Below are 26,119 nucleotides of genomic sequence, written 5' to 3' on the forward strand. Positions count from 1 at the left end.
CGGTCCGGGCCGTGCGCCGTCCATGATCAGGGCCTATGCGCTGGTTTGCTCGTCGAGCCACTGAACCGCCGCCGATTGTCGGTGCGGTGGGGTAGGTTCCGTGATCATTGATCGGCCGTTCGCGTAGGCGCCGACGTTCCGGTTGGCGTCCGCGAGCCGTTCGGGCTGGAGGTCGAAGGTGGTGGACGCGGACAGGACCGCGTGGGAACGGCGCAGCGTGGTGCGGGTGATACCGCCCGTCGAGCCGCGCAAACTGGCGAAGGTGCCGTTCGTCGAGCTGGCCGACGGCCGGTTGCAGGGCGTGGTGTCGAGCGGGTCGGACATCGCGCGGGTCTACGTCTCGTCGATCACCGCCGGGACCCACGCCTTCGCCTGCAGCACCAACAACAACCGGCCGTGCGGGGCCGTGCACAGCTCTCCGTGCAAGCATCTGCACGCGCTCGCCGACGAGGCCGTGCTGCAGTACGGCCTCGACCGGGTGGCCCGCTACCTCCGGGTCGAGGTCCCCGAAGGCGCCTCTCTGATGAGCTGCATGAGCGGCCCGCCGGAGCGCACCCCCGCGGCGGTGGTGTTCAGCCGCTTCCTGCGCCACCTGGCCTACCTGGAGATGCCCGACAGCACCGAGCCCCTGACCGAGCTGCACTGGTTCCCGGCCATGGGGACGGTGCGCTGATGCTCGGCGTACAGCTCGGCGAGCTGCTCGCCGGCGCCCCGGCGGGGGTCGATGAGGCGCTCGATGTGGTGACGGGCTTCGACGACGCTCTGGTCCACGGGTTCGCCCGGCTCGGCGAGGAGCGGGCCGCGGCCCTGGCCGCCCTGGCCGGCGCGCTGGCGGCCACCCCGCTCGGCGAGCGGGCGGGCGAGGCGGCGGAGAAGGTCGCCGCGGGGTCGGTCTCCGACGAGCATCTGGCGGCGCTGGCCGGCGGGCGGGCCGCGCTGTTCGGCGCGGTGCACGACGCCCTGCTCGGCCGCCTCGACGCCGCGCTCGGGCGCTCGCGGGCGGCGTGGAAGCCTTCGGCGGCGACGGCCGAGGTGGCGGGCAACCTGCTCGGCGGGTGCCGGGTCTGGCTGCGCGAGCTGGCCATCGCCGGATGGCGAGGGGTGGATCACGATCTCGTCTCCGCCTCCGACCAGACGCTCGACGCCCTGCTGGCCGTGCCCGAGCTGCGAGGGGCGGCGGTGCTGCTCGACGGCCTGGCGGCCGAGCTGCGCGCGTCGTGCCCGGTCGCGACGATGGAGCGGCTGCCCGTCCGCCGGTGGGCCGACCTGTGGACGCGCGGTCTGCTGCTGTCGCAGGCCGGTGCGTGGCACGGCGGCGCCGAGCCGGTGTCGGGGCGGCTGCTGCTCCTCGGGGCCGACGTGCACGAGCACGGCACGGTCGTGCGCGTGCAGGTCCACGCGATCCTCGAACCCGCCGGCGGCTCCCCGTCCCGGCTGGTTCGCACGAGCCTGGCCGCGGCGAAGGTCGACACGATCGCCGGCCCGGCCGTGTGGCGGCTGATGAGCGGATATCCCGTCCTGCTCGGAGCGCTGGCCGGGCACCTCAGCGTGGAGATCACCGACATGCCGCTGCTACGCGGCGGCGATCTGGTCTGGAAGGAGGAGCGCGCCCGCGCCGGCGAGGCGGCCGACCCGTTCGCGACCGCCCGGGTCCGGCTCGGCGAGGCGCTCGCCCCGGCGGTGCCGCCCCTGGACCGCCATCCTGTACGCATCGCCGAGCCCGTGCTGGTGGAGGGGTACACGGCCGACGGCGGCTCGTTCGACCTGGGCGGTCACACGCTCGACGTCGACCTCGACCGGCTGCCGGCCTGCGGCCCGCTCACCCCCGAACTGGTGGCCGCCTCCTCGTCGTGCCTCGGCCTGATGCGCTGGGACGGTGGGCGATGGCTGCTGCAGCCCCTGGCGGTGCAGGCGACGGTCAAGCGCAAGCCGGTCGCCGCGCACAACGGCGACTGGGCGCTCGGGCCCACCGATCCCAAGGTCGTCAAGGCCGAGGCCAGGGCCGGTGACGTGGTCGCCGTGCTCCGCGAGCGGGCAGGGCGGCTGTTGCGGCGATGAGCGACTCTTTGAACGGCGCCGACCAGAACCGGCGCCAGGTGCTCTATTGGCGCCTGCTGTCACGGCTGTTCGACGGCGACGAGCAGCCCGCGCTGGAGGCCGCAAGCGTGGCCATCGTCGACGACCTGGGGCTGCCGCCCGCGCTGCTCGATCCCGGGGTGTCGGTGGACAACCTGGTGCAGCGCTTCCCCGAGCTGGGCGCCGAGCTGCAGGACCTGCTGGTGGAGCGGGAGCATTCGGACGGGGGCGAGGTGCGGCGTGCGGCCCTGGTCTCGAAGCTGCTGCTCAACGTGTTCTCGACGGGAACGGGCAGCGTCACCGCCGGCGACCTGGCGCGCTGGCAGCAGGACGCGGGCTGGTTCGAGCGCGGCATGGGATGCGAGCCCGGAGGGCTTCGCTCACGTCCCGGCGATGAGGAGCTGGCGGCGGTCCTGGCGGGGCTGGAGGGCGACCTCGTCAAGCGCATGCGCCTGCGCGAGGTGCTGGCCGACCCCGTCCTGGCCAAGCGGCTCACGCCGAGCATGTCGCTCATCGAGCAGCTTCTGCGCGACAAGTCCAACCTGTCGGGAGTCGCGCTGGCCAACGCGAAGGCGCTGATCCGCAGGTTCGTGGACGAGGTGGCAGAGGTGCTGCGGACGCAGGTCGAGAAGACCAGCGTGGGCGTCATCGACAGGTCGGTGCCGCCGAAGCGGGTCTTCCGCAACCTCGACCTGGAACGAACGATCTGGAAGAACCTCACCAACTGGAGCCCGGAGGACCAGCGGCTGTACGTGGACCGGTTGTACTACCGGCACACCGCCCGCCGCACCACCCCCGCCCGGCTGGTCGTGGTCGTCGACCAGTCGGGGTCGATGGTGGACGCGATGGTGAACTGCACCATCCTGGCGTCGATCTTCGCGGGGCTGCCCAAGGTGGACGTGCACCTGATCGCCTATGACACCCGGGCGCTCGACCTGACCCCGTGGGTGCACGACCCGTTCGAGGTGCTGCTGCGCACCACGCTCGGTGGCGGCACCGACGGCACCGCCGCGATGGCCCTGGCCCGGCCGAAGATCGCCGATCCGCGCAACACCGTGATGGTGTGGATCTCCGACTTCTACGACAACCGCGCGCTGATCACCGACTTCGAGGCGGTGCACCGCTCGGGGGTGAAGTTCATCCCCGTGGGCTCGGTGAACAGCTCCGGCCACCAGAGCGTGGACCCGTGGTACCGCCAGAAGCTCAAGGATTTGGGCACCCCGGTGATCTCGGGCCACATCCGCAAACTCGTGTTCGAGCTCAAGAACTTCCTGACCTAGGAGTCCCCTTCTGATGACCGACGACATGCTGCGTGCCCCCGCCGAGGTGAAGTACGCCGAAGAGCTCGACTGGCTGGAGTCGATCGACGACGGCCCCAAGCCGTTCTCGTGGCGGCTCAGCCCCCGCATGGTGCGGCTGTTCGTGCTCGGCTCCGAGCGCTCCGACGGCCTCGACCGCGAGATCCCGCAGAAGTGGTTCGGCGACCGCAGCTTCGTCGAGCGCAGCATCGTGACCCTGGCCTCGGACCGCGGCCTGCTGCTGATCGGCGACCCGGGCACCGGCAAGAGCTGGCTGGCCGAGCTGCTCTCCGCCGCCATCTGCCGCAACTCCACCCTGGTCGTCCAGGGCACGGCCGGCACCACCGAGGACCACATCAAGTACTCGTGGAACGTCTCCATGGTGATCGCCAAGGGCCAGTCCCGCCAGTCGATGATCCCCTCGCCCATCATGACGGCGATGGAGCAGGGCGTGATCGGCCGCTTCGAGGAGCTGACCCGGTCCACCAGCGACGTGCAGGACGCCTTGATCTCCATCCTGTCCGAGAAGTACGTGTCCATCCCGGAGCTGGACGACGACAACATCGTCTTCGCCCAGCCCGGATTCTCGATCATCGCCACGGCCAACAGCCGCGACCGGGGCGTCAACGACCTCTCCTCGGCCTTGAAGCGGCGGTTCAACTTCGTCCGGATCCCCGTCGTGACCAACAAGCGCAGCGAGACGGAGATCGTCCGCTTCCGCACCGAGGAGCTGCTGCGCCGGCACCGGATCGAGCTGGACGTGCCGCCCACGCTGCTGGACATCCTGCTGCAGAGCTTCGCCGACCTGCGCGCCGCCGCCGCCTCGGCCACCAGCGACGACGAGAAGCTCGAGTCCGCGCTGTCCACGGCCGAGCAGATCGGCGTGCTCGAGGACGCCATCCTGCACAGCAACTTCTTCGGCGACCGCACCCTGCGCGCCGAGACGCTCGCCGGCTCGCTGGTCGGCTCGCTCGCCCGCCGCAGCCCCGAGGACCTGGCCATCCTGAACAAGTACTGGCACGGCGTCGTCGAGCCCCGCAGCAAGCAGGACGGCGGGCCGTGGCAGGGCTTCCTCGAAGGCGGCCGCCAGGCCATCGCCACGCTCTCATGAGTCCTTTCGGCGCACTCCGCGAGCAGTTGCTCGACGCCGCCACCGCCTTCGCCGGCGCCCCCTCCGCCGTGCCCGGCATCCTGTCGGGCCTGGTGGACGACGTCGACCGGGCGCTGCGCGAGGAGCTCGAGATCTTCCCGGTGTGCCACCACTCCCCCGCCTCGGCGCTGGCCATGGTGCGGCGCCTGCGGGAGAAGCAGCCGAAGGTCATCTACCTGGAACTCTGCGAGGACCTGCGGCCGCTGCTGACCGAGCTGCGCAACTGCCGCCTCCCCGTGGCGTTGCAGGCGTTCGCGACCGACCTCGACGGCTTCCCCCCGGCCTGGGGGCCGCTCAGCGTGGTAGCCCCCATCACCGAGGCGTCGGCCGAGTACCAGGCCATCGCCTACGCCCTCGAAACGCCCGGCGTCGAGCTGGTGCTGGTGGACCGCTCGTCGGACCACGTCTTCCAGTGGTCTCCCAAGGAGGAGCCGGAGGCGGCGGGGCACGGGGACGACGCGGGCCTGCACGGCGACGCCGTGGGCATCGAGATCGGCGACCTGCGCCCCCGCTTCGCAGAGCTAGAAGAGCACCTGCTGCACCACGGCAAGGTCAGGCACTGGTCGGAGTGGTGGGACCAGTACGTCGAGCAGCCCCTCGCCGGCGCGGACTACGACACCTACCGGCAGGTCATGGTGCTGATCGGCAGCCTGTTCCGGCGGCTCGGCCCAGGCGGCGACCGGCTGGCGAGGGACGAGGACCGCGAGCGCTACATGTGGACCCGGATCCGCGAGCACCTGGCCGCGTCGGGCGCCGACCCGGCGGAATGCCTGCATGTGTGCGGCGCCTTCCACGCCGCCAGCCAGGTCGAACAGTTCGGCCTGGCGTCGGAGGCGCCGGCCTACGACATCAGCCCACGCACGGCCACCCGCTGGCTGTACGGGCTCATCCCCTCCAGCCACTCGGCCATCGAGGCGCAGTTCGGGCTGGCCTCCGGCTCGGTGTCGATCGCCGCGGCGACCTGGGCCAAGGCCGTGGCGCGCGGCGGCGACACCCCCTACCAGTTGGCCGGCCAGAAGGGCACCCGCAAGCGGTCCGCACGCGTCCGGCAGGGCGCGCCGAGCCCGCCGGCGCCGGTCGCCGATCGGCTGTCCGGCTTCATGTCCAAGCCGCCCGCCCTGGACGACCTCGACGAGGCCGAGCTGCTCGGCTGGTGCGTCGACGTCGTGCGGCTGGCCCGCCGTAACGGCTATCTGGCCAGCACGGCGGACGCCATCGCCGTGTTCGAGACCTCGATCCTGCTCGCGGGCATGCGTAACAGGGCCCGGCCCACGCCGTACGACTTCCAGGACGCGGCCGTCACGTGCATCGAGAAGGACGCGGTGCCCGGACGCCGCGACGTGCGCCGCCTGTGCGAGATCCTCCTCGGCGGCGACCGGGTCGGCGAGGTCGGGTACGATGCCCTGCCGCCGCTGGCCCGCGACGTGTACGACCGGCTGAAGCCGCTGGGGCTGGACCTGGAGAAGCGCACGATCCAGCGGGCGCTGCTGGACCTCAAGGCGGACCCCGAGGTGGTGCCCTGCTCCGACCTGCTGTGGATGCTGCGCTACCTGCTGCCGCAGGACGCGGTCCGGCCCATCATGGGTGAGCGCAGGCTGGGCGAGCGGTCGATCCAGGAGAGCTGGGACCTGTCGTTCGGCCGCCACCAGCGCTCCATCATCGAGCTCGGCTACGAGGGCGTCACCGTCGAGCAGGTGCTGGAGCAGCGGCTCCGCCGCGCCGTGTGGGAGCCGGAGGCCACGGCGGCCGCCGCCCTCGCGGCGGTCGAGGACGCCCTGCTGTACCTGGGCGGCAGGCGGTTCGCCGACGAGCTCGGGGCGCGCGCCGTGGAGCTGCTGGCGGCCGAGCGCACCGTGGACGAGGCGCCGGAGGTGCTGCGCCGGATCCGGCGGCTGCTGGCCTACTACCGCGCCACCGAGCCGGAGCTTCCCGCCTGGTGCGAGGCGTTCGTCAGCACCGGGTACGCGCACTACTGCACGCTGCTGCCGACCGCCTTCGTCGACGAGGACACCGGTGTCCGGCAGGTGGGCGCCATGCTCGGGTTCCTGTTCACCTTGGAGAGCCTCGCGCTGGCGCTGGGATGTGACCGCGTCCAGCTCGAACTGGCCGTGCGGCAGTCGCATCCCGAGGCGCCCGCCAAGATGGCGCTGCTGTGGGCCGCCCAGTCGCAGCTCGGCCTGCTGCCGCTGCCCGAGCTGCGGGCGCGGTGCGACGAGCTGCTGGCCAACCCTCTGGTGATCCCGTCGTTCCCCTTGTACATCATGGGGTTCGTGCAGGCCGTGGAGCCCGTTCCGGCCCTCGCGGGCTTCGTGGTCGAGGTCATCTCCAAGGCTTTCGGGCGGCTGCCCGACACCGTCCTGCTTCCGTGGCTGCCAAAGCTGATCACGATGCTGCGGGATCAGGCGGGCGAGCTGATGCCGATGCTCGTGCGCGAGGCGGGCCGCACGTTCCCGGGTGGCCTGGCCGCGGTGGACGCCTGGGCGCCGCCGTGGTCGGAGCGACCGGCGCGGTCCGCGCCCGGAGCCGAGCGGGCACCCGCGCCGGTGCCCGCGGGGCCGGTGACCGAGCTGCTGGCGGGGCATCCCGCGGCGTGCGACGCGGTGGCCGAGCTGCTCGGGTGCGACGCGGAGTGGCGGGCTCCGCTGGCCGGCGGCGCCGATCACCGGGAGGTGAGCGCGCTGCTGGCCGGGCATCCCGAAGCCGCCCTGGCCGTGGCGCGGCTGCTCGCCTAGCCGGTTGTCCCTGGCCGGTCAGGCCCCTGCCTGGCCGGCCAGGCTCTCGAGCAGGGCGCGGCTCGTCGCCGGGCGGGACGGGCGGCGGTGACACCACCGCGACGCCGGTCACCCGGCCGGGTCAGACCGTGCGGGACCCGTGTCCGACGGCGTGTTCGCCGACGGCCTCACCGAAGACCAGCCGGACCAGATCGGCGGACGGCTCGACACCGAGCTGGCCGATGAGCAGCTCCGGAACCGCTTGTACTCCCAGAGCGCCTCGGCGAAGTTGCTGGCCGCGCCGAGAAGCGCCCTCGACGGGGCGGGCCGCCCGGGCGGGCGGCTGGACGTGGCGAGCTTCCGGCCGGTGACCTTCGCGGTGGGGATGGCGGTGCTGGTGGCGGCGGACCGGCGGCGCGACGCCGTCCTCCGCTCGGTCACCGGCGCTCTGCGAGCGGCGTTCTCCTTCGACCGGCGCGCCTTCGCCCAGCTGGTGACCGCCGCCGAGGTGATCACCGTGGCGCACCAGGTCCCCGGAGTGGTGGCGGTGAACCTGACCGCCCTGCACCTGAGCGGCGCGGGCCCCTTCGGCACCGCGAGGTTCGACGCGGCCAGGTTCGACGCGGCGCTCGTGGCGGACGTGCTCCCCGCCCGTCGCGCCCACCTCGCGATGCCGCGCGACGCCGATCCGGGAATCGCGCCGCCGGCCGTGGTCCCCGCCGAACTCCTGCTCGCCGACCCGGCACAGATCACGGTGACGGAGATGGTGCCATGACCCCCGGCCGCCCCGTGTACGACCTGCTGCCCGCCGCGCACCGGGCCCGCGACGCGGAGCTTGGCCACCCGCTGCGCGGCCTGCTCGAAGTCGTCGAAGAAGAACTGCTCCGGCTGCGAGAGACATCGACGGGCTGTACGACAACTGGTTCGTGGAGACCTGCGCGGAGTGGGTCCTGCCCTACCTCGGCGACCTGCTCGGGGTGGAGGCCGTGTCGCCGATGCCGGACGGGGGCGCCTCGCGCTGGGCGTTCGTGGCCAACACCCTGCGCCACCGGCGGCGCAAGGGCACACTGCCGGGCTGGAGCGGCTGGCCCGGGACGTCACCGGGTGGCCCGCCCACGTCGTGGAGTACTTCCGGCTGCTCGTCACCACCCAGCACCTCGGCCACATACGGCCCGGCAACCTGCGCACCCCGGATCTGCGGGACACCGGGCGGCTGGACCTTCTGGGCATCCCCTTCGACCCGGTCGCCCGCACCGTGGACGTCCGGCACGCCGACAGCGGGCGCGGGCGGTACAACATCGCCGGCATCGGCCTGCACGTGTGGCGGCTCGGCGCGTACCCGTGCACCGGCCTCGACGCGCGCGCCGTGGACGCCGCGCGGGGGCGCTGGACCTTCGACCCGGCCGGCCGGGACCTGCCGCTGTTCACCCGTCCGCCGAGCGGCGACGGCTGCGGAGGCCCCGCCCCGCTGCGCCGCCTGGCGCTCCACCGCGAACTGGACGCGCTGCGCCTGGCGCTCCACCGCGAACAGGAAGCGCCGCGCGACCCGGCGCACCACCAGGAACCGGAGACGCCCCGCGACCCGGCGCCGGTCCCGCTCGTAGAGCCCGGGCCGCCGTTCCAGATCACCTTGGGCGGCCATGACGAGCCGGTGAAGCCCGCGCGCCTGATCAGCGCCGACCTGACGGACTGGACCCGCCCGCCCGCCCGCCCGCGGACGGAGGCGACGACGACCCCTGGGTCGCGGTCGACCCGGCCCTCGGCCGATTCACCCTGCCGCCCGGGGTGGGGCCGGAGCGGGTGCGGGTGGACTTCAGCTACGGATTCCCCGGGGATGTCGGAGCCGGACCGCACGACCGGCGGGCGACACTCGCCGCCACTCTCGCGGCCGGCGACACCCCCTGGCCCGACGCCTTCGACTGGCAGATCAGCGTGAGCCGCGACCACGCGTCCGGAGGCCGGGTCGTCGGCACGATCGGGGAGGCGATCCGCGCCTGGAACGCTCGGCCCGACCCGCGGCCCGGCCAGGTGGGCGTGATCGCCGTACTGGACAGCGCCACCTACCACGAGGATCTCACCGGCGCCGGCGGCATCGTGATCCCCCCGGGCAACCGGCTGCTGCTGGTCGCCGCCCAACGGCCGTCCGGCCCGGCCCCGCGGTCCCCGGATGGTCCAGACCCGGCGCCCGGGCCGCTCGTCGCCGCCGGGCCACGCCCTCACCTGGCCGGTTCCCTCGAGGTGGTCGCGCCGCATGGCGGGCACGCCACCGAGCCGAGCGAACTGATCGTCGACGGCCTGTCGATCGAAGGGGACCTCACCGTGGGCGAGGACGGCCAGGTGCACCGGGTGACCGGGGTCGGGGTACTCAGCGACAGCATTGAGGAAGGCGCACCCCCCGAAGCCGGGGGACTGGATGCCCTGGGCAATGGATGAACTGAGGGCTCGGATGGTGTCGGCTGCCGGGAGCCCGGCAGCGACGGCCGCGTCCGCCTGGCCGCGTATGGCTCGGTCAGCCTCGTCCAGGTAGGCGACGACCAGGTTTTCCTTGCTGGGGAAGTGGCGATAGAACGTGGCCCGTGTCACCTGCGCTTCCGAGACGATGCGGTCGACGCCGACGGTGTGGATCCCTTCCGCGTAGAACACCCGGCTGCCCGTGTTGAGCAGCCGGGACAGCGCATCTGACGGACGGCTTTCGGATTCGCTGCGCACCATGCCAGCCATCTTGGAGGGTAGAACGTTCGGTCTTGACAGTCCGGGACGCCACTGTCACCCTTGCGGGACAGAACGTTCTTTCTCGCGGAAGTGGTGTCCAGTGGCTCGTCGTATCTGGCAGTGGCCTGGCACACCATCCCGTCCTGGCACCTGGTTCTAAGCAGGACCGGGGCATCGCGCCGGACCAAGAGTGCGACCTGGCGAAACGGGCTAAGGCCCATACCGAAGAGGTGAACGCCTCGCACGCCGTCAGGTAAGTCGGCCCGACTTGGTCGCCCACCTGATCGAGAAGGCCGACCGCAGGACACGCTGAGCCACCATCCCCTCCGTCTAATCCACCGAAAGGATCACCGTGAGCGCCACCCTTGCTGCTCCGTCCGGCATTGCCGGGACCGCCTCTGCCCTGCGGCGGCTGTACTTCGTCCGGTTCGCGTTCGCCATCGTCTGGGCCGCCGTGATGTTGACGATGGCCCAGAAGCTCAGTCCGGTCGTAGTCACCGCGCTGCTCGTGCTGTACCCGCTGTTCGACGTGGGTGCGGCCCTCGTCGACGCGAAAGTGTCACGCAGAACGGGATCGCCTGCGCTGTTGTACGTGAACGTCGCGGTCAGCCTTGCCACCGCCGTCGCCCTCGCCAGCGTGTCCGGCATCCCGGCGGTGCTGCGCGTGTGGGGTACCTGGGCGGTCGTGGCCGGGCTGGTCCAGCTGATCGTGGCTGTCCCCCGCCGCAAGATGGGCGGCCAATGGCCGATGATCATCAGTGGCGGTATCTCGGTCCTGGCGGGGGCGTCGTTCATCGCGTCGGCCAGCGCGGACAAGCCCGCGCTGGCCGGCGCGATCGGCTACGCCATCCCGGGCGGCATCTTCTTCCTCGTCTCGGCCCTGCGCCTGGGCCGCGCCACCAAGGGGAACTGACATGGATACCCACACGTAAGACGTCATCGTGATCGGCGCGGGTCCGGTCGGGGAGAACGTCGCCGACCGGGTGGTGCAGGGCGGGCTGAGCGCCGCCATCGTCGAGCGGGGACTGGTCGGCGGTGAGTGCTCCTATTGGGCCTGCATGCCGACCAAGGCACTGCTGCGGAGCACGGCTGCACTTCGGGCGGCCAGGCAGGTGCCGGGATCGCGTGAGGCGGTGACCGGTGACCTGGACGCCGCGGCCGTGCTTCGCCGCCGCGACTCCTTCTCTTCGCACTGGAATGACGACGGGCAGGCGTCTTGGCTCAACTCGGCTGGGATCGCGCTGTACCGAGGCCAGGGCCGGATCAGTGCCGACCGGGTCGTCGAGGTGACCGGCGCCGACGGCGCCGCGACGTCGCTTACCGCGCGGCATGCGGTCGTCATCGCGACCGGAAGTAGCGCGCTGCTATCGGACATCCCCGGTCTGCGTGAGGCTGCCCCATGGAGCAGTCGCGAGGCGGCCGCCGCGGGTGCGGTTCCCCGTCGGCTCGCTGTCATTGGCGGCGGCGTGGTGGCGTCGGAGATGGCGACGGCGTTCGCTGTCGGTGGGGCTGACTGCGGCCGCGGCCGCGGCCGCCGGGGTCCGGATCCGCGTCATCGACTACGACCTGGGCGCCGTCGCGGGATCGGCCCTGCACGCGGACGGATACCGGGGGCACGCCCGCATGGTCGTCGACGAGGACCGGAAGGTGATCGTCGGCTTCACGCTCGTCGGCCCGGACGTCGCGGAACTACTGCACGCTGCGACGATCGCGGTCGTCGGCGAGGTTCCGCTGGACCGGCTGTGGCACGCGGTTCCGGCGTTTCCCACGGTCAGCGAGGTGTGGCTGCGGCTGCTGGAAGCGTACGGCCGCTGACCGTCCGACGCGCGGGCTTGCTCGCCGAAGGCCGCTTCGACGATGGCTGGGTGGTGTAACTGCTCGGCCTGGAAGATCTGGTGGAGTCGCTGGGCCCAGCGGGTGATGTTGCGCTGGCGCCCTGCCCTGCGCAGCAGTTGCTCCAGGTCGTGCACGGTGAGGTCGGCCGCCTTGGTGGGGGTGGGGGCGGCCGCCAGGACGGTGCGTGCCTCGGTGCAGCTCAGCCCGATGTGTTTGGCGGGTTCGAGGTGACCGATGCCGGCGGCGTCCCCCGGGCCTGCCCCGCCGCCGATCTGCGGTTGTCTGCCGGCCGCTACTACGTCGGGGGTGTCCTGTGCGAGAACGAGGAGCCGGTGCCGCTCGGCGCGCAGCCCGATCTGCCCGGTGTGCCGCTGCCGGACGCCGACGGCCGGTACGCCGCCCACCTGGACGTATGGCGCGAGCACCTCACCGCCGTGGAGCGGCCTGAGCTGCGGGAAGTCGCCTTGGGCGGTCCTGACACGGCCACCCGGAGCCGTACCGTCTGGCAGGTCCGCCTCACAGCGGTCCCGGACTCCGCCACCCCGGCCGAGGTCGCGTCGTCGTGGGCGCCGGGCGGCGGGGCGGGCTCCGGGCGGCTCCGGGCCGGCGCGCAGGCACCCGCCGCGAGCCCCGCGCCCTGTGTCATTCCGCCCTCCGCCGGCTACCGGCGGCTGGAGAACCAGCTCTACCGGGTGGAGGTCCGCGACGAGCCCACCGGCCCGGCGTACGTGTGGTCGCGGCGCAGGATACCGCAACGGCGACTACTGGCTGATCCCGGCCAGGACGGCCCTGTCCGGCACCGACCTCGACGCGGATCTCGCCGGTGTCGAGTGGCCCGTGGAGGACGGCGGCCCGGTCTTCCGGCCGCCGGAGGGCATCGAACACCGGACCGCGCTCATCGCGCTGCTCGACCGGGCCGGCGGCGCCTGGAGCCTGGTGTCGGACTGCCGGGCGCTGTTCACGCCGTTCGCCCAGGTGCCGGAGCGCCCGCCGGCCGCCCCCGGGCTGCATGTGGAGGGCGTGCTGGTGGCCACCCGGGGCACCGCACTGGACAACGACACCACCGTCAAGCTGGAGGACCTCCTCGATGGCGTCGCCGTACGTCTCGACGGAACACCGTCCACGGCTCTGACCGGCAAGCCGGTGCTCACCCTCACCCTCGACCTGCCGTGGCCGCTGTTCCCGGCCGACCGGAAGAGCGGGGGTCTTCCGGCGAAGTCCACGGCGGTGCTGGGCACGCAGCCGCTGGACCTCGCCGGGACCGTCTCGGTCGAGGACCGGGAACTCCTGTGGCGCCCGCCGGCCGAGGAGGAGGTGCGCGCGGGAGTGGAGTCGATGCTCGAGGCCGCGAACAAGCTGGTCCACCGGGTGCGGTGCCGCCTCACCGTCCACGGACGCTCCGTCATGGACGCGGAGGACCCCCGTCGCGTCCTGAACGGGCTCGCGCTGAGCAGGGTCCGGGCCGACGAGGGGATCGACGTGGTGTTCCCGACCGTGGACGACGTGCGCGGCGCCGACTTCACCATGTGGTTCTGGGTGGCCGTCCCCGACCTCGACGGCAGGTTCGACGCCTCGTTCTTCGACCGGCACGTCTTCGTGTGAGGCGGCCCCACACATCGGGACATGGATCGCTGACAGCGGCGCAAGCCGAGAAGGAGACCGAGCATGGCACTGGACGAGAACATCGGGAACAAGCACCCCGGTGACCCCATCAAGTCCGACGACTGGAACAGACTGGCCGCCGAGACCCGGCGGCTCGACACTCAGAAGCTCGACACGACCGGTGGGACGATCTCCGGCCCGCTCACCGTACTCGGAGCGATCAGCAGCCCGACCGTGGGAGTTCAGATCGTCCATGGAAACGAGGACGCGTGGTCGTACTCGACCGACCAGGTCGAGTACCAGCCGGCGCTCGCCCGCGACCTGACGTTCGAGAGGGCGGGATACCCTGCCTGCGGTGCCTCGAACCACGTGACCGGAGGAGTCGATGCTGGGATGACGGCTGGGCGACCGATGCCCACACAGGACGACGTGCTCGGGTACTTCAACACGCTGTCGAACTGGGGACGGTGGGGCGACGACGACGAGCTCGGCACTCTGAACCACATCACCGACGACGTCCGGCTGGCGGCGGCGCGGGCCGTGCGCCACGGCAGGAGCGTGTCGTGCGCATGGGAGGTTGCCGTACCGGAAGACATGGAGCGGTCGACGACGACGTGCCCGTGCGCCGCCGACATGCCGGGTGCCGAGGACATGCCGGCGCCCGGATTCCGCGACGACCGGCGCTGGGGCTTTTCGTCCGAGCGGCTCGGCGTCACCTTCCACGGCAACACCCTCACCCACGTCGACTCGCCGTGCCACATCTTCTGGGACGGCACGATGTACAACGGGCGGTCGCACTCGCTGGTCGACGCCGCGACGGGATCGGCGTGGGCGTCCGTCACGGCGGCGGCGAACGGGATCATCACGCGTGGTGTCCTGCTGGACATTGCGAGCGTGCGGGATGTGCCGTGGTTGGAACCGGGGCAGGGTGTGTTTCCCGACGATCTCGAGGAGGCCGAGCGTCGCCAGGGTGTGCGGGTGCGATCCGGCGATGCGGTACTCCTGCGGACCGGCTATGGCCGCGTCCGGCACGAGACCGGTGCGGTCAGCGGTTTCACGCAGGCCGGGTGGCACGCGTCCTGCCTGCCGTGGCTGCATGAACGGGAGGTCGCGCTGATCGGCGCTGACACCCCCCAGGACGTTCAGCCGTCGGGGTACGAAGGCGTGTTGATGCCGGTTCACGCCGTGAGCCTCGTCGCTATGGGTCTGTGGATGCTCGACAACTGCGACCTGGAGGCGTGCGCGACGACGGCTGCCGAGCTCGGCCAGTGGGACTTCCACCTCGCAGTCGCGCCGGTCCGCTTCGCCGGTACGTCCGGCAGCCCGGTCAACCCGATCGCCACATTCTGACCGCGGTTCACGAGGAGGTGCGACGCCATGAAGGACCCGGCCCGCACCTGGAACGCGGTCGTGGGTGCCTACGTCGGTGGTGCTCGGCCGCGTGAGGAGAGCCGATAGTCGTTAAGTACTCAGACCGCGAACGGCCGCTCGATGCGTCTCGCGGCGAAGATGGCCATCACCGAGGTGGGGATGTTCGAGGAGTACGGCGCCGAGCAGTGGTTCGATGTGCGGGTCGCACGCCCGGTAGCGGCCGATTGCTGACACCGCACCTGACCTGGGAAAACCGAGGTGACCCCGTGAGTGACGGCCGCGAGGGCTCTGTCACTCAACCGCTTCTGACCTGGGCAAACGTGAGTGACAGTCCCCCGGGACTGACAAGCCCGGCGTCGTCGCGGTCCACGACAGTAAGAAGCCTCACGGTCCCAAGCTCTTCTGTGCCCCCGGCGCATGGCGCACCTTCATCGGCGGCGTCAAGACAGGCGACCTCGACCACCCAGCCTGATTGCCAGACTTCCCCCGTTTGCCGCCAGACCCGACAGGTTCGCTTCGCCCACTGCCCTCCGGCCCTGTTCCTCCCGCAGGTGGGCGCGGCCTGAGCGCGAGCATCCGCGGGCCAGACCCGTCGGCGCCGGCGGAGTTCTCGCCGGATGAGCGGGCGGCGGGGCCGGCGTCCCTACCTACCTAGCGAGGGCCGTGGGAAGCCACCGGAGGGTGGCGAGGATCCGGATCAGGCTCGCGGGTATGGCGATGGCCATCGGCCACATCGGGACGGGAGCGAGGAGGGCGATCGCGATCAGCATCAGCACGTCGAGGGCTATCAGTCCCAAGGCGGCGGCGAGGGTCGCCCGGCGCATCCTGCGGTAGGCGCGCCTCTCACGGGCCGCCAGGAGCAGGGCGAGCACGGTGACCGCCAGCGTGGTGCCGTACAGCATCCTGACCGCGAGCGGCACCGGCCACGTCCAGGCGTGGGCGGCGACCAGGGTGGCTCCCCACGCGGCTCCCACCAGGGGGCCGGTCGCCAGCAGGGTCAGCGCGGCACGCCGCCACGGTGACTCGCGGAAGAAGGCGGCCGTGATCAGGCCGACCTCGCCGAACTCGCCGATCGCCGCCCGTGCCGCGCGTTCCGGGTCGCCGGATATGGCCAGGTACTTCTCGAAGGTCTCGTGCAGTCCGTCCGCGATCTCTTCCACCGCCTGAGGAGGCAGCCGGCAGGCCAGAGCCCGCAGGTGCTGCGCGATCAGCTCGTGGTCGGCCATGGCCGGGCTCCCAGTGCGGTGGTGACCGCGGCGGCGAACTCCTGCCAGCCTGCCCTCTCTCCGCTGAGCGCCCTGCCGCCCGCCTCGGTGAGCCGGTAGGTACGGCGGCGGCGTCCCGCGACGACCGACCAGCTGCCGGCGATGAGCCCGGCGCGCTCGAGGCGATGCAGGGCCGGGTAGACGGTCCCGGTGGGCAGGTCGATACGGCCGCCGGTCGCCGCGCACAGGGCTTCCTTGACCGCGTAGCCGTGCAGCGGCCCCTCCTCCAGGGCGGCCAGCAACAGGCCGTCCAGGTGTCCTTTAAGCGCCTCCGCCCTCATACGTAGCGACGCTACACCGAGCCTTGTCCGGCGGCAATCGCTGGAGTAGCGTCGCTATATATAGCGTTGCTACGTATTGGGGCGGACATCAGCGGGATCGGCATGCCGGGCATCCCGATCCCGCAGGCGGGAGAGCGGATATCATGATCGTCAGGTTGGCGGACGCCGCCGCGTACGGCCGGTCGCTGATCGGCGCCAAGGCCGCGAACCTGGCCACGCTCGCCGCGACCGGTCTTCTCGTGCCCGATGGCTTCGTGGTCCCGGTGGACGCCGACCCCTCCCCCGACGAGGTGCGCCGCGCGGTCGGCCACCTGGGAGCGGGCAGGTTCGCGGTGCGGTCGTCGGCCGTCGCCGAAGACCTGCCCGAGGCCTCCTACGCCGGGCTCTACGAGACGTTCCTGAATGTGACACCCGGCGAGGTCGCCGACGCGGCACAGCGCTGCCGCGCCTCGGCCGGGGCCGGACGGGTCGCCGCGTATCACCACGGGGACGCCGGCCGGGGGGTGGCGGTGCTGGTGCAGCGGATGGTCGACGCGGACGCGGCCGGAGTGGCCTTTACCGCCGACCCGGTGACCGGCGCCCGCGATGAGGTCCTCATCACGGCGGTGCGCGGTCTGGGCGAGTCGCTGGTCTCGGGCCAGGCGGTGGGCGAGGAGTGGATCGTCCGCCGCGGGCACGTCGAGCTCACCCGGCCAGGTGAGGTGCTGGAGCCCGAACAGGCCCGGGCGATCGCCGGCCTCGCCCGGCGCGTGCAGGATCTGCTCGGCGGGCCGCAGGACATCGAGTGGGCGATCGAGGCCGGCCGGGTCCATCTGCTGCAGGCGCGGCCGATGACCGCCCTGCCGGAGCCCGTCACCTGGCAGCCCCCTGGGGGCGGGCTGTGGCTGCGCAACTTCCGCATCGGCGAATGGCTACCGGATCCGGTCACGCCGCTGTTCGCCGACTGGCTGCTGCCGCGCATGGACGAGGGGTTCCGGGAGGGCATGCGGGACACCGCCGGCGTCGCGGTGCCCTTCCACTACGGTGTCGTCAACGGCTGGTACTACACCCGGCCCACGCCCTCCCTGCGGCACGTTCCCGCCGCGGTCCTCAGGTCGCGCGGCAGGCTGCCGGCTTTCATGGTCAACGCGCTCGTCCGCCCCGGGCGCGACCCCGCCGCCGCGGACCGCGCTCTGCTCGGCCGCCTGTACCGGCGATGGCATGACGATCTGCTACCCGCCTACCGCGATCTGGCCGGCCGGCGGGCCGATGGCCTGCCGGCGCCCGAGCTGATCGAACTGGTCGACCAGATCGCCCGCACGGCAGGACGGCACCTGTGGTATCTGGCCGTGGTCGGTGGGGCCGCCTGGAAGATGGAAACCTGCCTGGCCCGGTTCCTCGCCCGCCGGCGGCTCACGGGGGTCAGTGCGCAAACCCTGCTGAGCGGCCTGCCCGGCGCCGATCGCAGCGTGCCCGCCCACGCGGTGTACAGCCTCGACTGGTACCACCCCACCGCGGCGGAGAGCGGGCTCCCGGGAGCCGGCGCCGGCCCCTGCGGTCAGGCGGAGCTGGAGAACCGGCGCGTTCGGGGCGAACGTGACTACCGGGATCAGCTCACCGGCCGGCCCCGGCTTCTCGCCGCCTTCACGACGATGACGGAGACCGCGCAACGCTACGCCGTGATCCGTGAGCGGCAGGCCCGCGAGCTCACCGTGGGATGGCCCCTGCTGCGTGAATGCGCGCGCCGGATCGGGCAGCTCCTGACCGATGACGGCGTGCTCGAAGAGCCGGACGAGGTGTTCTTCCTCACCCGGAGCGAGATCGGTCAGAGCGGGCCGCACGGAGCGGTGGCCCGGCAGCGCCGTATCGCGTGGGAAGGACAGCGCCGGCTGGCCGCGCCACTGACCATCGGGACACCACCACCGGTCATCGGCCGCCACCTTCTGCGCACCCTTGGCCTCACCCGCGCGGGCCGCACAGCAGACACCCTCACCGGGCAGGGCGCCAGCGCCGGCCGGGCCACCGGCCCGGTGCGCGTCATCCACGGCGCCGAGGACTTCGGCGACGTCCGGCCCGGCGACGTGCTGGTCGCCAGGGCCACCGCCCCCGCGTGGACACCGCTGTTCGCGACGGTCACCGCTGTGGTGACGGACGGCGGCACGCTGGCCGCCCATGCCTCGCTGATCGCCCGTGAGTACGGCATACCGGCCGTCGTGGCGACGGGCGATGCCACGCTGCGCCTCCGCGACGGCCAGATCGTCACGGTCGACGGCACCCAGGGGATCGTCCACCTGTAGCCGGCAGCGGGTTCGATGCATGAAGGCCGTCCTCAAACAACGCTCCAGGAAATACCCGCACGGCCGAAATCGGGGTTTCGCGGTACCGGGATGCCCGTGTTTCGCTAGCGTCACTTCCGTCCCGCAGGAAGGAGCCCCGGATGCGACGCCTCGTCTCCGTTCTCGCCACCGCGCTGGCGGCGACCTCGCTTCTCCCCGCCCCCGCCGCCCTGGCGCAGCCGGCTCGAAGCGCAGAGAGCAACGCGATCACCCGGGTGGACGCGGCGACCTCGGTGGTCAAGGGCAAGGCGACCTTCTACGAGCTTCGGCCCGGCGGCGGGAACTGCTCCTACCCCTCCGCTCCGGCCGGCAGCCTCTATGTCGCGCTCTCGCCCCGCGAGTACGCCGGCGGCACCGCGTGCGGCGGCTACCTGAGCGTCACCGGGCCGAGAGGAACCGTCCGGGTCAAGGTCGTCGACCAGTGCCCGAAGTGCCCGGCGGGTCACATCGACCTGAGCCGTACGGCCTTCGCCCGTGTCGCGGACCCCGGCAAGGGCATGGCAGGGGTGACCTACCGCCCGGTCCGCGACCCGCGGATCGGCAGGCGGCTCTCCTTCCGCGTCAAGGAGGAGTCGTCGCGATGGTGGCTCGCCCTGCTGGTCATCGACCACGGCAACTCGCTCACCTCGGTCGAGATGCGGGGAGGCGGCGGCGCGTGGCGCGAGCTCGCCCGCACCGACTACAACTATTGGATCGCCCGGTCAGGCATGGGCCCGGGCCCCTTCACCGTGCGGGTCACCGACAGGCGCGGCCACCAGGCCACGGTCAGGCGCGTACGGCTGGCGCCGGCCGTGATACAGCGCACCACCGCGAAGATGTACTAGCGCCGCGCGCCACGGCGAAGCGCCCGCGCCCCCTGGCCGATGGTCATGACCCCGCCCGGCGCGCCGCGGCACATGAGCATTTCAGCTCACACCTCGGCGGCTCACCCCGGGAAGCGCAGGAAGCCGGGCGGGACGTGGTCCACCAGCCATACTCCATTGGCGCTGACCTGGAACTCGTGCCCGGCGGCGTGCATCGCGGCGGCGTCGGCGACGAGCACGACCGGGACGCCCCTGCGGGCGCCCACCCGGGTCGCGGTCTCCCGGTCCGGGGACAGGTGCACGTGGTGGCGGTTCATCGGCCGCAGGCCCTGCGCGCGGATCGAGGGCAGGTTCCGGGCCACCGTGCCGTGGTAGAGGATCGCGGGCGGCTCGACCACCGGCAGGTCGAGCCGAACCGGCACCGAATGGCCCTGGCTGGCCCGGATCCGGCCGTCCTGGATGACGTATCGCCGCTTGTCGTTGGCGGCGACCACCTGCTCCAGCTCCGGCATCGTGATCGGGAATCCGTGCTCACCGGCCACGCGCAGGAGGGTCTCCACCTCCACCCAGCCGCTCGCGTCCAGGGTGAGCCCGATGCGCTCCGGCTGATGCCGCAGGTGCTTGGCCAGGTACTTGGAGACCCGTACCATCCGTCGCTCGTCCATCATGGGCAGTCTTCCGGGTTCGCGTGTCCCCGCCAACTCTATTTCCGCGCGCGACCGGCATCACGCCCGGAGAGCGACCCGGTCGTGCGACAGGTCCCCATCACCGCTTCGCGGGAAGCCACGCGAGGCCCATGCGTCGCCGGTCCTGCGCACCAGCTTCGCCGTACCCGTGCTCTGGTCGGCGCCCGAAGCCCATCCACCGCTGCCATGTGGTGGTGCCGCGGAGCCAACCTGACGGCCGTGGTCGAGTCAACGAGCCGGCATGCCGATTCGAACGCCCTCCTCTGCCGCCCGCCCCCTCAACTGGGCTTGCGCCGCCCGGTGGGCAGCCTGGCCGGCGAGCGGGCGGCCGGCCAGGGGGCTGATGTTGCGCCCGTGGTCAGGGGCGGCCGAGGGCGCGTAGCTGGTCGGGGGTCAGCGGAGAGACGTTCTGGTCGATGGGAACGTCGGTGTACTGGTGGATGGTCCAGGTCTTCCAGTCGGCGGGCGGTGTGACGTCGCCCTTGGCCCTGCCGTAGTACGCCACCCACAAGGGGTAGTCGGCCAGGCCGTGGCCGTAGGTGTCGGCGAAGTTCCAGCCGCTGTAGAACAGCGGGGTGACGCCGGTCTCGGACTTCACGTGGGCCAGCCAGGTCTTGGCCCAGGTGTTGACGTCCGCCACGGACTCGCCGTCAGTGGTCTCCAGGTCCAGCACCAGCAGGTCGCCGGGCTTGGCCGGCTGCTGGTTCACCACCGAGAGGAAGTAGTCGGCCTCGGCGATGGGATCGTTGCCGGGGTGGCCGTAGTGGTAGGCGCCGCGGACGATGCCCTTCTTGCCGAGTTCCCGCCAGTGGTGGGCGAAGGAGGGGTCGCGGAAGGTCAGGCCCTCGGTGGCCTTGATGATGCCGAACTGCGCCGGGCTGGCGCTCCAGTCATGATCGGACTCGTAGTCGGAGACGTCCTGGCCATAGGTGCGGGTGTGGTCGGGGGCGGCTTGCGCCGGGCCGGTTGTCATGACGACGATGGCCGTGGCGGCGAACATGGCCAGGATCAGCCCCGCGATGGCGGCGTGGAGGAGCTTGCCGGAGAGGTTCAGCCGATCCCTGAGGGAGAGGATGATCGAGGAAAGCCGACGGGTGGGCATGAAGGGGTTGACTCCTTGCTTCCATGCGCCTACCGGGTTAGCTGACGGGTTCGGGCGGGAAGTGCCCTACGGGCGCCCCTGGGGGCCGGCGCTCCGATTCACCCCGAAAAGATGGGGTCCCCGGTTCCGCGAGGTACGGATTCGGCGGGCGCGTATCCTCGCCGGGACTGGATCCCGCCGGGCACGCGCGGTCTGGGCAACGAAGCGGCAACGGATGCGACGGCGTGGGCCATCGCTACACGTGCCGTGACTGCTAAAGGTACACGCAACACCATAACGGTGTAAATAGGACAAACGCCCCATGTGGGCACAACCTGGACACCATCGAACCGGCGGATCGTCCTCGTCCGCGGATCCGCCGAGACCAAGATCACCGTCCCCGGCGCCTGCGACTTCGCCACTCGGACAGCGTCCCGATCAGATCGCGGGGCCCCGCCCCACTTGGCGTGATTCATACCAGGGGGAATGACCCAGAGCCGAGGTGCTGGGCGAGGAGATGCGATTCAGCGTCGGCACCGTGGAGGCGGAGTTCACGGGGTCACCGTGGGGAACTCACGCAGCAGCTCGTGGTTGTAAGGGTTGACGCCGGCGATCGACGTCCGTGCATGACGGCGTCGGCGGTCATGATCTTCCTTCGCTCGACCATGAACGGCCAAGACACCCCGCCTGGCCGTCCCGGCGAGGCGAGGTGCCTTGGAAAGGCGCTTTACCAGGGCTTGAGGACGACCTTGTTGCAGTCGTTCTCCTTGTGCTTGAACATTTCGTATCCGCGTGGGGCGTCCTCCAGCCGCAGATGGTGGGTGATGATGAAGCTGGGGTCGATCTCGTTGTTACGGATCCTCTTCAGCAGGGGCTCCATGTAGCGCTGGACGTGGCACTGACCGGTCTTCATCGTCAGCGACCGGTTCATGAAGGAGCCCATCGGGAACTTGTCGACCAGGCCGCCGTACACGCCGATGACCGAGACGGTCCCGCCGTTGCGGCAGGCGAGGATGGCCTCGCGCAGGGCGTACGGCCGATCCGTCTCCAGCCGGGTCGCCTGCTTGGCCCGGTCGTAGGCCTGCATCGCGGGGACCGGGCAATGAGCCTCCATGCCCACGGCGTCGATGCACGCGTCGGGACCGCGACCGGCGGTCATGTCCCGCAGCGCGTCCAGGATGTCGACCTCCTCGTAGTTGAGGGTCTCCGCACCCGCGCACGCGGCGATCTCGAGCCGGTACGGGAAGCGGTCGATGCAGATCACCCGCTCGGCGCCCATCAGGTAGGCGCTCGCGGCCGCGAACTGGCCGACCGGACCCGCGCCCCAGATGGCGATGATGTCACCGGGCTTGATGTCGCACATCTCGGCGCCCATCCACCCGGTGGGCAGGATGTCGGACAGGAACAGCACCTGCTCGTCCGGCAGATCGTCCTCGATCTTGATCGGCCCGAAGTCGGCGAACGGCACGCGCGCGTACTGTGCCTGGCCTCCCGCGTAGCCGCCGAGCATGTGGGAGTAGCCGAAGATGCCCGCGGGAGCATGTCCCATGAGCTTCTCCGCCATACCCGCGTTCGGGTTGGAGTTCTCACACAGCGAGTACATTTCGTGCTCGCAGGCGAGGCAGCTCCCACAGGCGATCGGGAACGGGACGACCACCCGGTCGCCGACCCGTAGCGTCGACACTCGCGGGCCGACCTCCACGACCTCCCCCATGAACTCGTGGCCGAGGATGTCGCCCTTCTTCATGGTGGGGACGTAGCCGTCGTACAGGTGGAGGTCGGAGCCGCAGATCGCGCTCGAGGTGATGCGGACGATGGCGTCCCGAGGGTTCAGGATCCTCGGGTCTGGCACCTCCCGCACCTCCACCGTGTTGCGCCCCATCCAGCAGTTGGCTTTCATGGGTATCTCCTCACCTCACCGGCTGGGCCGCATGCTGGAAGACCTGCCGCATCGCGCGGGTGCCCTCCGGGCTGCCCTCGGAACGGGCCACCTCACCGGTCTCCATGACCTGCTTGAACCGGCGCAGGTCGTCGCTGACCTGCTGCTCGGGGTGCTCACCCAGGAGCCTGGCGAAGGCGAGGCCGACCTTGCCCGCCGGCGGGTCGTAGTGGATCTCCACCCGCACCTCTGTGCCACGCCCGCCGGGAGCGTCGGTGAAGCGCACCACACCGCTGTTGCGCACGGTCGCGTCCCTCACCGATCGCCAAGCGATCACCTCGTCCGAGAGTTCCTCGATGATCTCCGCGTCCCACTCGACGGCCTTCTTCCAGGGGCCCTTGGCCTTCCAGTGGGAGTAGCCGCCCGCGATGGTCTCCACCGACTCCAGGTGCGCCATGAAGCGGGGAAGGTTCTCGAAGTCGTGCCAGAACCGGTAGACCTCGTTGCGGGGGCGGTTGACCGTGATGGCCGCGCGCAGGCTCGTGGTGGGTTCGGTCCGCGCGCCCGGCATCCGGTTCGCGCGCACCGCGGTGTACAGATCGGCGGCCGCGACGCCCGCCACCGCCGCCGAGGCGGCCATGACGCGGCGGCGCCTCGCCCCCTCCCGGTGGGACATGGCTCGGCGCAGCAGCTCCATGTCCATGGCGTCGCCCGCGACACGGGTCCACACCATCGGAGCGGGCCTGCGGCTGCCCAGCAGGACGGCCGCGTGGAACAGTTCCCGTATGCCGACCAGCCGTACCACGACACGGGACCAGGCCGAGTCGTCGATGCCGCTGAACCGGCTGACGGCGCCGGGCGCGGCGAGCTGCACGGCGCCCAGGCCTAAGCTGGCCCACCCCAGTCCGCAGGCGAGACGGTCCGTCTTGTGGCCATTCGCTTCGCTCATGTGAACCTCACATGGCTGGGTGTCTTCCGGTCCGCGTCCACGTTCACTCATCGTGGCGATCGCACCCGACGCGGCGCCGCGCGGCCCGATCGGTGGCGAACCTCTCGTGTATCACTCAGCCGTACCCCTTTGACATGGGACAACACTGATCGTCCGGTTCCTGGCCTGGAACCGGACCGTATCGATACCCGTTCCACCCCGCGGCGGCCGGCCGCCGCGGCCCGCGCCCGCGAGCGTTACAGCTGCTTCGACCACCATTCCGATGACGACGGCCAGGAGTACGGCTTCGCGGCGCGTCACCGGTCGCTTCGGCGTCGCACGGTCGCGCAGGTGATGCAGGTCTTCGCCGCCGGGCGGACCTTCAGGCGTTCGAGCGCGATGGGACGCCCGCAGCCCTCGCACACCCCGTACGTGCCGTCGTGAAGCCGTTCCAGAGCTCTGTCCAGGTCGGCGAGATGGCTATGTGCCTGGTCGAGCAGGGCTTGGACGTGGGCGCGTTCGAAGGCGGTCGACGACCCCTCGGGGTCATGCTCGTCATCGGTGGCCACCAGCGTGGCCGACTCGACGATGGCGTCCCGGTCGCGCGTCAGCGAAGCGACTCGCGACATGGTCTGCTCGCGGTCCACGCCAAGGAGATCTTGGATGGTCGCCTGCTCCGAGGGGGACAGCGCGGCGTCCTGAGGTCGCTCAGCCATCATGGTGCCTCACCTCGCATCCAGCCTATTGCGAGCGCCGTGACCGAGAGCGGTAAGCAGCCGCAGCCAGGAGGATCACGGCGAGAATGGCGAGTGCCGCTATCCGGCCGATGATGTGCTCCACCGCCCGGTAGGAGTTTCCGGCGAGATAGCCCGCGAGAACGCAGCCGGTTCCCCAGACCAGTCCCCCTGCCGCGTTGAAGGCGAGAAATCGCCGGTAGGGCATCTGGGCGGTACCCGCCAGGGCGGGCATGACCGCGCGAAGGAAGGCGACGAACCGGGCCCAGAACACTGCCGGACCGCCCCGGCGGGCGAGAAGCTCCTGGGCGGCGGACACCTGTCGGCCACGTCCGGCAAGGAAGCGGCCATGCAGGATCCGGGCACCGACGTGGTGGCCGATCTCATAGCCGACGGAGTCGCCGATGATCGCGGCGGCGACCACCACCGCGATGATCAAAGCGAGGGAGACGTGTCCTCGGCTGGCATCGATACCGCCCACGATCGCAGCGGTCTCGCCGGGAACGACGAAACCGACGAAGAGGGCATCTTCGGCGAACACCAGAAGCCCGACCAGGAGGCAGACCAGCCAAGCAGGGGCGGTGAGGATGTGATCGATGACGCTGCTCACGGGCTGGCTGATTTCTACGCGAACCGGATGGTGCCCAGAATACCGGCGAGCAGGCAGTACACGGCGAACGGGAGCAGGGCACCAACGGCGATCTTCGGGACGCCTGGTGCTGTTCGAGGACATCTCAGACGCGGCTGTAGCTGTCGATATCCTGCTGGAACTCGGCCACGATCTCCGGCGTGAGGGTCGGCCGCGTCTCGGAGATGGCGGCCAGGTAGTCCTCGGTGGTCGCCGTCCGCTTTTCGCCGTGCAGAACCTCTCGCTCGAAGGCGGCTTGCGCGGCCTTGCGGGCGGCGAACTCGATGTCGGCGGGGGTGTAGAGCTCGCTGGACTGCGCGAGGCTCACCAGGTCCACCTCATCGCGATTCGGCCCGGCCCGAGCCGCCGCGATCACCTCGGCGATCGAGAAGACGGGATTTCCTCCTCCGCGGCTCTGATCCCAGATCTGGATGGCCTGATCCAGATCGTCGTCGTGAAAGTCGCGTAGCCACCAAGCAGGCATGAACTAGACATCACCCACCTGGACCAGCGGAAACGTCGATTACGGTGAGCGTGCGACTCTGCCGGCGCCGGGCACCAGTGAGACCAATGTCCGCAGGGTCATTCGGGGGTTCCACCGCCGGAGACGAGAGGCGGGAGGGATCCTGTCCGCCGGGTGGGTCGACGCGCGGACCGCCTTTGCGGACCGATCTGCAATATTGACGTTTTCTTGACGGCATGATCGCGAAAGTCACCTCCTGGCCGCCAGTAGGGTCCATGTCGTCTTTATGGGTTGTTGACG

At 71.1% G+C, this 26,119-nt stretch carries 23 protein-coding genes, 4 pseudogenes and 1 riboswitch; of the genes and pseudogenes, 16 read left to right on the plus strand and 11 right to left on the minus strand.

Annotated features, from left to right (window positions below; genetic code table 11):
• Positions 1 to 178: 178 nt before the first annotated feature.
• From MYF83_RS25860 to MYF83_RS25885, 6 genes are all read left to right on the plus strand, one after another.
• The gene (locus MYF83_RS25860; protein WP_308201505.1) at positions 179 to 673 is read left to right on the plus strand and encodes a hypothetical protein; all 495 of its coding nucleotides are present in this window, start codon (positions 179 to 181) and stop codon (positions 671 to 673) included.
• Positions 673 to 2,058, plus strand: a complete 1,386-nt coding sequence (locus tag MYF83_RS25865; protein ID WP_248963299.1) for a hypothetical protein — start codon at positions 673 to 675, stop codon at positions 2,056 to 2,058. Before MYF83_RS25860 ends, MYF83_RS25865 begins: the two co-directional genes overlap by 1 nt.
• A complete protein-coding gene (locus tag MYF83_RS25870) occupies positions 2,055 to 3,356 on the plus strand; it encodes a VWA domain-containing protein (protein ID WP_248963300.1) in 1,302 nt (433 codons plus the stop codon). The genes MYF83_RS25865 and MYF83_RS25870 overlap by 4 nt, the downstream gene beginning before the upstream one ends.
• A 13-nt stretch (positions 3,357 to 3,369) precedes the next feature.
• Entirely contained in the window at positions 3,370 to 4,485 is a 1,116-nt protein-coding gene (locus MYF83_RS25875; protein ID WP_248963301.1) for an ATP-binding protein, read from the plus strand.
• A complete protein-coding gene (locus tag MYF83_RS25880) occupies positions 4,482 to 7,256 on the plus strand; it encodes a DUF5682 family protein (protein WP_248963302.1) in 2,775 nt (924 codons plus the stop codon). The genes MYF83_RS25875 and MYF83_RS25880 overlap by 4 nt, the downstream gene beginning before the upstream one ends.
• Positions 7,257 to 7,395: 139 nt before the next feature.
• Complete coding sequence (locus MYF83_RS25885; RefSeq protein ID WP_248963303.1) at positions 7,396 to 8,010, plus strand: hypothetical protein; 615 nt, start codon at positions 7,396 to 7,398, stop codon at positions 8,008 to 8,010.
• 180 nt (positions 8,011 to 8,190) lie between these two features.
• Here the strand turns inward: MYF83_RS25885 and MYF83_RS25890 are convergent, their stop codons facing one another.
• Positions 8,191 to 8,877, minus strand: a complete 687-nt coding sequence (locus MYF83_RS25890; RefSeq protein ID WP_248963363.1) for a hypothetical protein — start codon at positions 8,875 to 8,877, stop codon at positions 8,191 to 8,193.
• Between the two features lie 164 nt (positions 8,878 to 9,041).
• Between MYF83_RS25890 and MYF83_RS25895 the strand changes: the two genes are divergently transcribed.
• Positions 9,042 to 9,668: a hypothetical protein gene (locus tag MYF83_RS25895; protein WP_248963304.1), complete on the plus strand. Its 627-nt coding sequence runs from the start codon at positions 9,042 to 9,044 to the stop codon at positions 9,666 to 9,668.
• Positions 9,669 to 9,773: 105 nt separating this feature from the next.
• On the opposite strand, the pseudogene MYF83_RS44460 reads toward MYF83_RS25895, so the two are convergent.
• A pseudogene (locus MYF83_RS44460) lies at positions 9,774 to 9,956 on the minus strand (helix-turn-helix domain-containing protein); the annotation flags it as partial.
• Between the two features lie 343 nt (positions 9,957 to 10,299).
• On the opposite strand from MYF83_RS44460, the gene MYF83_RS25900 reads away from it, so the two are divergent.
• From MYF83_RS25900 to MYF83_RS25925, 7 genes and pseudogenes are all read left to right on the plus strand, one after another.
• Positions 10,300 to 10,860, plus strand: a complete 561-nt coding sequence (locus MYF83_RS25900; RefSeq protein WP_248963305.1) for a hypothetical protein — start codon at positions 10,300 to 10,302, stop codon at positions 10,858 to 10,860.
• 73 nt (positions 10,861 to 10,933) lie between these two features.
• Positions 10,934 to 11,386 (plus strand): annotated as a pseudogene (locus tag MYF83_RS25905) (FAD-dependent oxidoreductase); the annotation flags it as partial.
• A gap of 64 nt (positions 11,387 to 11,450) precedes the next feature.
• On the plus strand, positions 11,451 to 11,762 hold the full coding sequence (locus MYF83_RS25910; RefSeq protein WP_248963306.1) for an oxidoreductase dimerization domain-containing protein: 312 nt from the start codon (positions 11,451 to 11,453) through the stop codon (positions 11,760 to 11,762).
• A 248-nt stretch (positions 11,763 to 12,010) separates the two neighbouring features.
• Positions 12,011 to 12,292 (plus strand): annotated as a pseudogene (locus tag MYF83_RS44465) (DUF6519 domain-containing protein); the annotation flags it as partial.
• A gap of 328 nt (positions 12,293 to 12,620) precedes the next feature.
• Positions 12,621 to 13,385, plus strand: coding sequence for a hypothetical protein (locus MYF83_RS25915; protein WP_248963307.1), 765 nt, complete (start codon positions 12,621 to 12,623; stop codon positions 13,383 to 13,385).
• A 63-nt stretch (positions 13,386 to 13,448) separates the two neighbouring features.
• Positions 13,449 to 14,735 (plus strand): cyclase family protein, encoded by a 1,287-nt coding sequence (locus MYF83_RS25920; protein WP_248963308.1) that lies wholly within the window; start codon positions 13,449 to 13,451, stop codon positions 14,733 to 14,735.
• A 391-nt stretch (positions 14,736 to 15,126) separates the two neighbouring features.
• Positions 15,127 to 15,228: pseudogene (locus tag MYF83_RS25925) on the plus strand (DUF397 domain-containing protein); the annotation flags it as partial.
• A 175-nt stretch (positions 15,229 to 15,403) separates the two neighbouring features.
• Here the strand turns inward: MYF83_RS25925 and MYF83_RS25930 are convergent.
• Positions 15,404 to 15,982 carry a hypothetical protein gene (locus MYF83_RS25930; RefSeq protein ID WP_248963309.1) on the minus strand — a complete coding sequence of 193 codons (579 nt, stop codon included), beginning with the start codon at positions 15,980 to 15,982 and terminating at the stop codon, positions 15,404 to 15,406.
• The gene (locus MYF83_RS25935; RefSeq protein ID WP_248963310.1) at positions 15,964 to 16,302 is read right to left on the minus strand and encodes a PadR family transcriptional regulator; all 339 of its coding nucleotides are present in this window, start codon (positions 16,300 to 16,302) and stop codon (positions 15,964 to 15,966) included. Before MYF83_RS25935 ends, MYF83_RS25930 begins: the two co-directional genes overlap by 19 nt.
• 143 nt (positions 16,303 to 16,445) lie before the next feature.
• Here MYF83_RS25935 and MYF83_RS25940 point away from each other — a divergent pair, with 143 nt between their 5' ends.
• On the plus strand, positions 16,446 to 18,578 hold the full coding sequence (locus MYF83_RS25940; RefSeq protein ID WP_248963311.1) for a PEP/pyruvate-binding domain-containing protein: 2,133 nt from the start codon (positions 16,446 to 16,448) through the stop codon (positions 18,576 to 18,578).
• Positions 18,579 to 18,718: 140 nt separating this feature from the next.
• Positions 18,719 to 19,441, plus strand: coding sequence for an expansin EXLX1 family cellulose-binding protein (locus MYF83_RS25945; protein WP_248963312.1), 723 nt, complete (start codon positions 18,719 to 18,721; stop codon positions 19,439 to 19,441).
• A 101-nt stretch (positions 19,442 to 19,542) separates the two neighbouring features.
• Here the strand turns inward: MYF83_RS25945 and MYF83_RS25950 are convergent, their stop codons facing one another.
• From MYF83_RS25950 to MYF83_RS25980, 7 genes are all read right to left on the minus strand, one after another.
• On the minus strand, positions 19,543 to 20,088 hold the full coding sequence (locus tag MYF83_RS25950) for an RNA 2'-phosphotransferase (RefSeq protein ID WP_372500241.1): 546 nt from the start codon (positions 20,086 to 20,088) through the stop codon (positions 19,543 to 19,545).
• A 376-nt stretch (positions 20,089 to 20,464) separates the two neighbouring features.
• The gene (locus MYF83_RS25955) at positions 20,465 to 21,208 is read right to left on the minus strand and encodes a glycoside hydrolase family 25 protein (RefSeq protein WP_248963313.1); all 744 of its coding nucleotides are present in this window, start codon (positions 21,206 to 21,208) and stop codon (positions 20,465 to 20,467) included.
• Positions 21,209 to 21,219: 11 nt separating this feature from the next.
• Positions 21,220 to 21,365, minus strand: a riboswitch (cyclic di-AMP (ydaO/yuaA leader).
• Between the two features lie 549 nt (positions 21,366 to 21,914).
• Positions 21,915 to 23,087 carry a zinc-dependent alcohol dehydrogenase gene (locus MYF83_RS25960; protein ID WP_248963314.1) on the minus strand — a complete coding sequence of 391 codons (1,173 nt, stop codon included), beginning with the start codon at positions 23,085 to 23,087 and terminating at the stop codon, positions 21,915 to 21,917.
• Positions 23,088 to 23,097: 10 nt separating this feature from the next.
• A complete protein-coding gene (locus tag MYF83_RS25965) occupies positions 23,098 to 24,015 on the minus strand; it encodes an SRPBCC family protein (protein ID WP_248963315.1) in 918 nt (305 codons plus the stop codon).
• Between the two features lie 296 nt (positions 24,016 to 24,311).
• Entirely contained in the window at positions 24,312 to 24,713 is a 402-nt protein-coding gene (locus tag MYF83_RS25970; RefSeq protein ID WP_248963316.1) for a TraR/DksA family transcriptional regulator, read from the minus strand.
• Between the two features lie 22 nt (positions 24,714 to 24,735).
• Entirely contained in the window at positions 24,736 to 25,338 is a 603-nt protein-coding gene (locus MYF83_RS25975) for a DedA family protein (RefSeq protein ID WP_248963317.1), read from the minus strand.
• Between the two features lie 124 nt (positions 25,339 to 25,462).
• Positions 25,463 to 25,840, minus strand: coding sequence for a hypothetical protein (locus MYF83_RS25980; protein WP_248963318.1), 378 nt, complete (start codon positions 25,838 to 25,840; stop codon positions 25,463 to 25,465).
• Positions 25,841 to 26,119 lie beyond the last annotated feature (279 nt).

This window comes from Sphaerisporangium perillae, assembly GCF_023276435.1.
Classification (GTDB): domain Bacteria; phylum Actinomycetota; class Actinomycetes; order Streptosporangiales; family Streptosporangiaceae; genus Sphaerisporangium; species Sphaerisporangium perillae.

What these genes read in the sequence shown, in the direction of transcription:
- MYF83_RS25880 (WP_248963302.1), top strand. Translation starts at nt 4,482, where the DNA reads ATGAGTCCTTTCGGCGCACTCCGCGAGCAGTTGCTCGACGCCGCCACC.
- MYF83_RS25970 (WP_248963316.1), bottom strand. Translation starts at nt 24,713, where the DNA reads ATGATGGCTGAGCGACCTCAGGACGCCGCGCTGTCCCCCTCGGAGCAG.
- MYF83_RS25980 (WP_248963318.1), bottom strand. Translation starts at nt 25,840, where the DNA reads ATGCCTGCTTGGTGGCTACGCGACTTTCACGACGACGATCTGGATCAG.
- MYF83_RS25930 (WP_248963309.1), bottom strand. Translation starts at nt 15,982, where the DNA reads ATGGCCGACCACGAGCTGATCGCGCAGCACCTGCGGGCTCTGGCCTGC.
- MYF83_RS25875 (WP_248963301.1), top strand. Translation starts at nt 3,370, where the DNA reads ATGACCGACGACATGCTGCGTGCCCCCGCCGAGGTGAAGTACGCCGAA.
- MYF83_RS25950 (WP_372500241.1), bottom strand. Translation starts at nt 20,088, where the DNA reads ATGATGGACGAGCGACGGATGGTACGGGTCTCCAAGTACCTGGCCAAG.
- MYF83_RS25940 (WP_248963311.1), top strand. Translation starts at nt 16,446, where the DNA reads ATGATCGTCAGGTTGGCGGACGCCGCCGCGTACGGCCGGTCGCTGATC.
- MYF83_RS25865 (WP_248963299.1), top strand. Translation starts at nt 673, where the DNA reads ATGCTCGGCGTACAGCTCGGCGAGCTGCTCGCCGGCGCCCCGGCGGGG.
- MYF83_RS25935 (WP_248963310.1), bottom strand. Translation starts at nt 16,302, where the DNA reads ATGAGGGCGGAGGCGCTTAAAGGACACCTGGACGGCCTGTTGCTGGCC.
- MYF83_RS25960 (WP_248963314.1), bottom strand. Translation starts at nt 23,087, where the DNA reads ATGAAAGCCAACTGCTGGATGGGGCGCAACACGGTGGAGGTGCGGGAG.
- MYF83_RS25890 (WP_248963363.1), bottom strand. Translation starts at nt 8,877, where the DNA reads ATGGCCGCCCAAGGTGATCTGGAACGGCGGCCCGGGCTCTACGAGCGG.
- MYF83_RS25945 (WP_248963312.1), top strand. Translation starts at nt 18,719, where the DNA reads ATGCGACGCCTCGTCTCCGTTCTCGCCACCGCGCTGGCGGCGACCTCG.
- MYF83_RS25870 (WP_248963300.1), top strand. Translation starts at nt 2,055, where the DNA reads ATGAGCGACTCTTTGAACGGCGCCGACCAGAACCGGCGCCAGGTGCTC.
- MYF83_RS25955 (WP_248963313.1), bottom strand. Translation starts at nt 21,208, where the DNA reads ATGCCCACCCGTCGGCTTTCCTCGATCATCCTCTCCCTCAGGGATCGG.
- MYF83_RS25965 (WP_248963315.1), bottom strand. Translation starts at nt 24,015, where the DNA reads ATGAGCGAAGCGAATGGCCACAAGACGGACCGTCTCGCCTGCGGACTG.
- MYF83_RS25920 (WP_248963308.1), top strand. Translation starts at nt 13,449, where the DNA reads ATGGCACTGGACGAGAACATCGGGAACAAGCACCCCGGTGACCCCATC.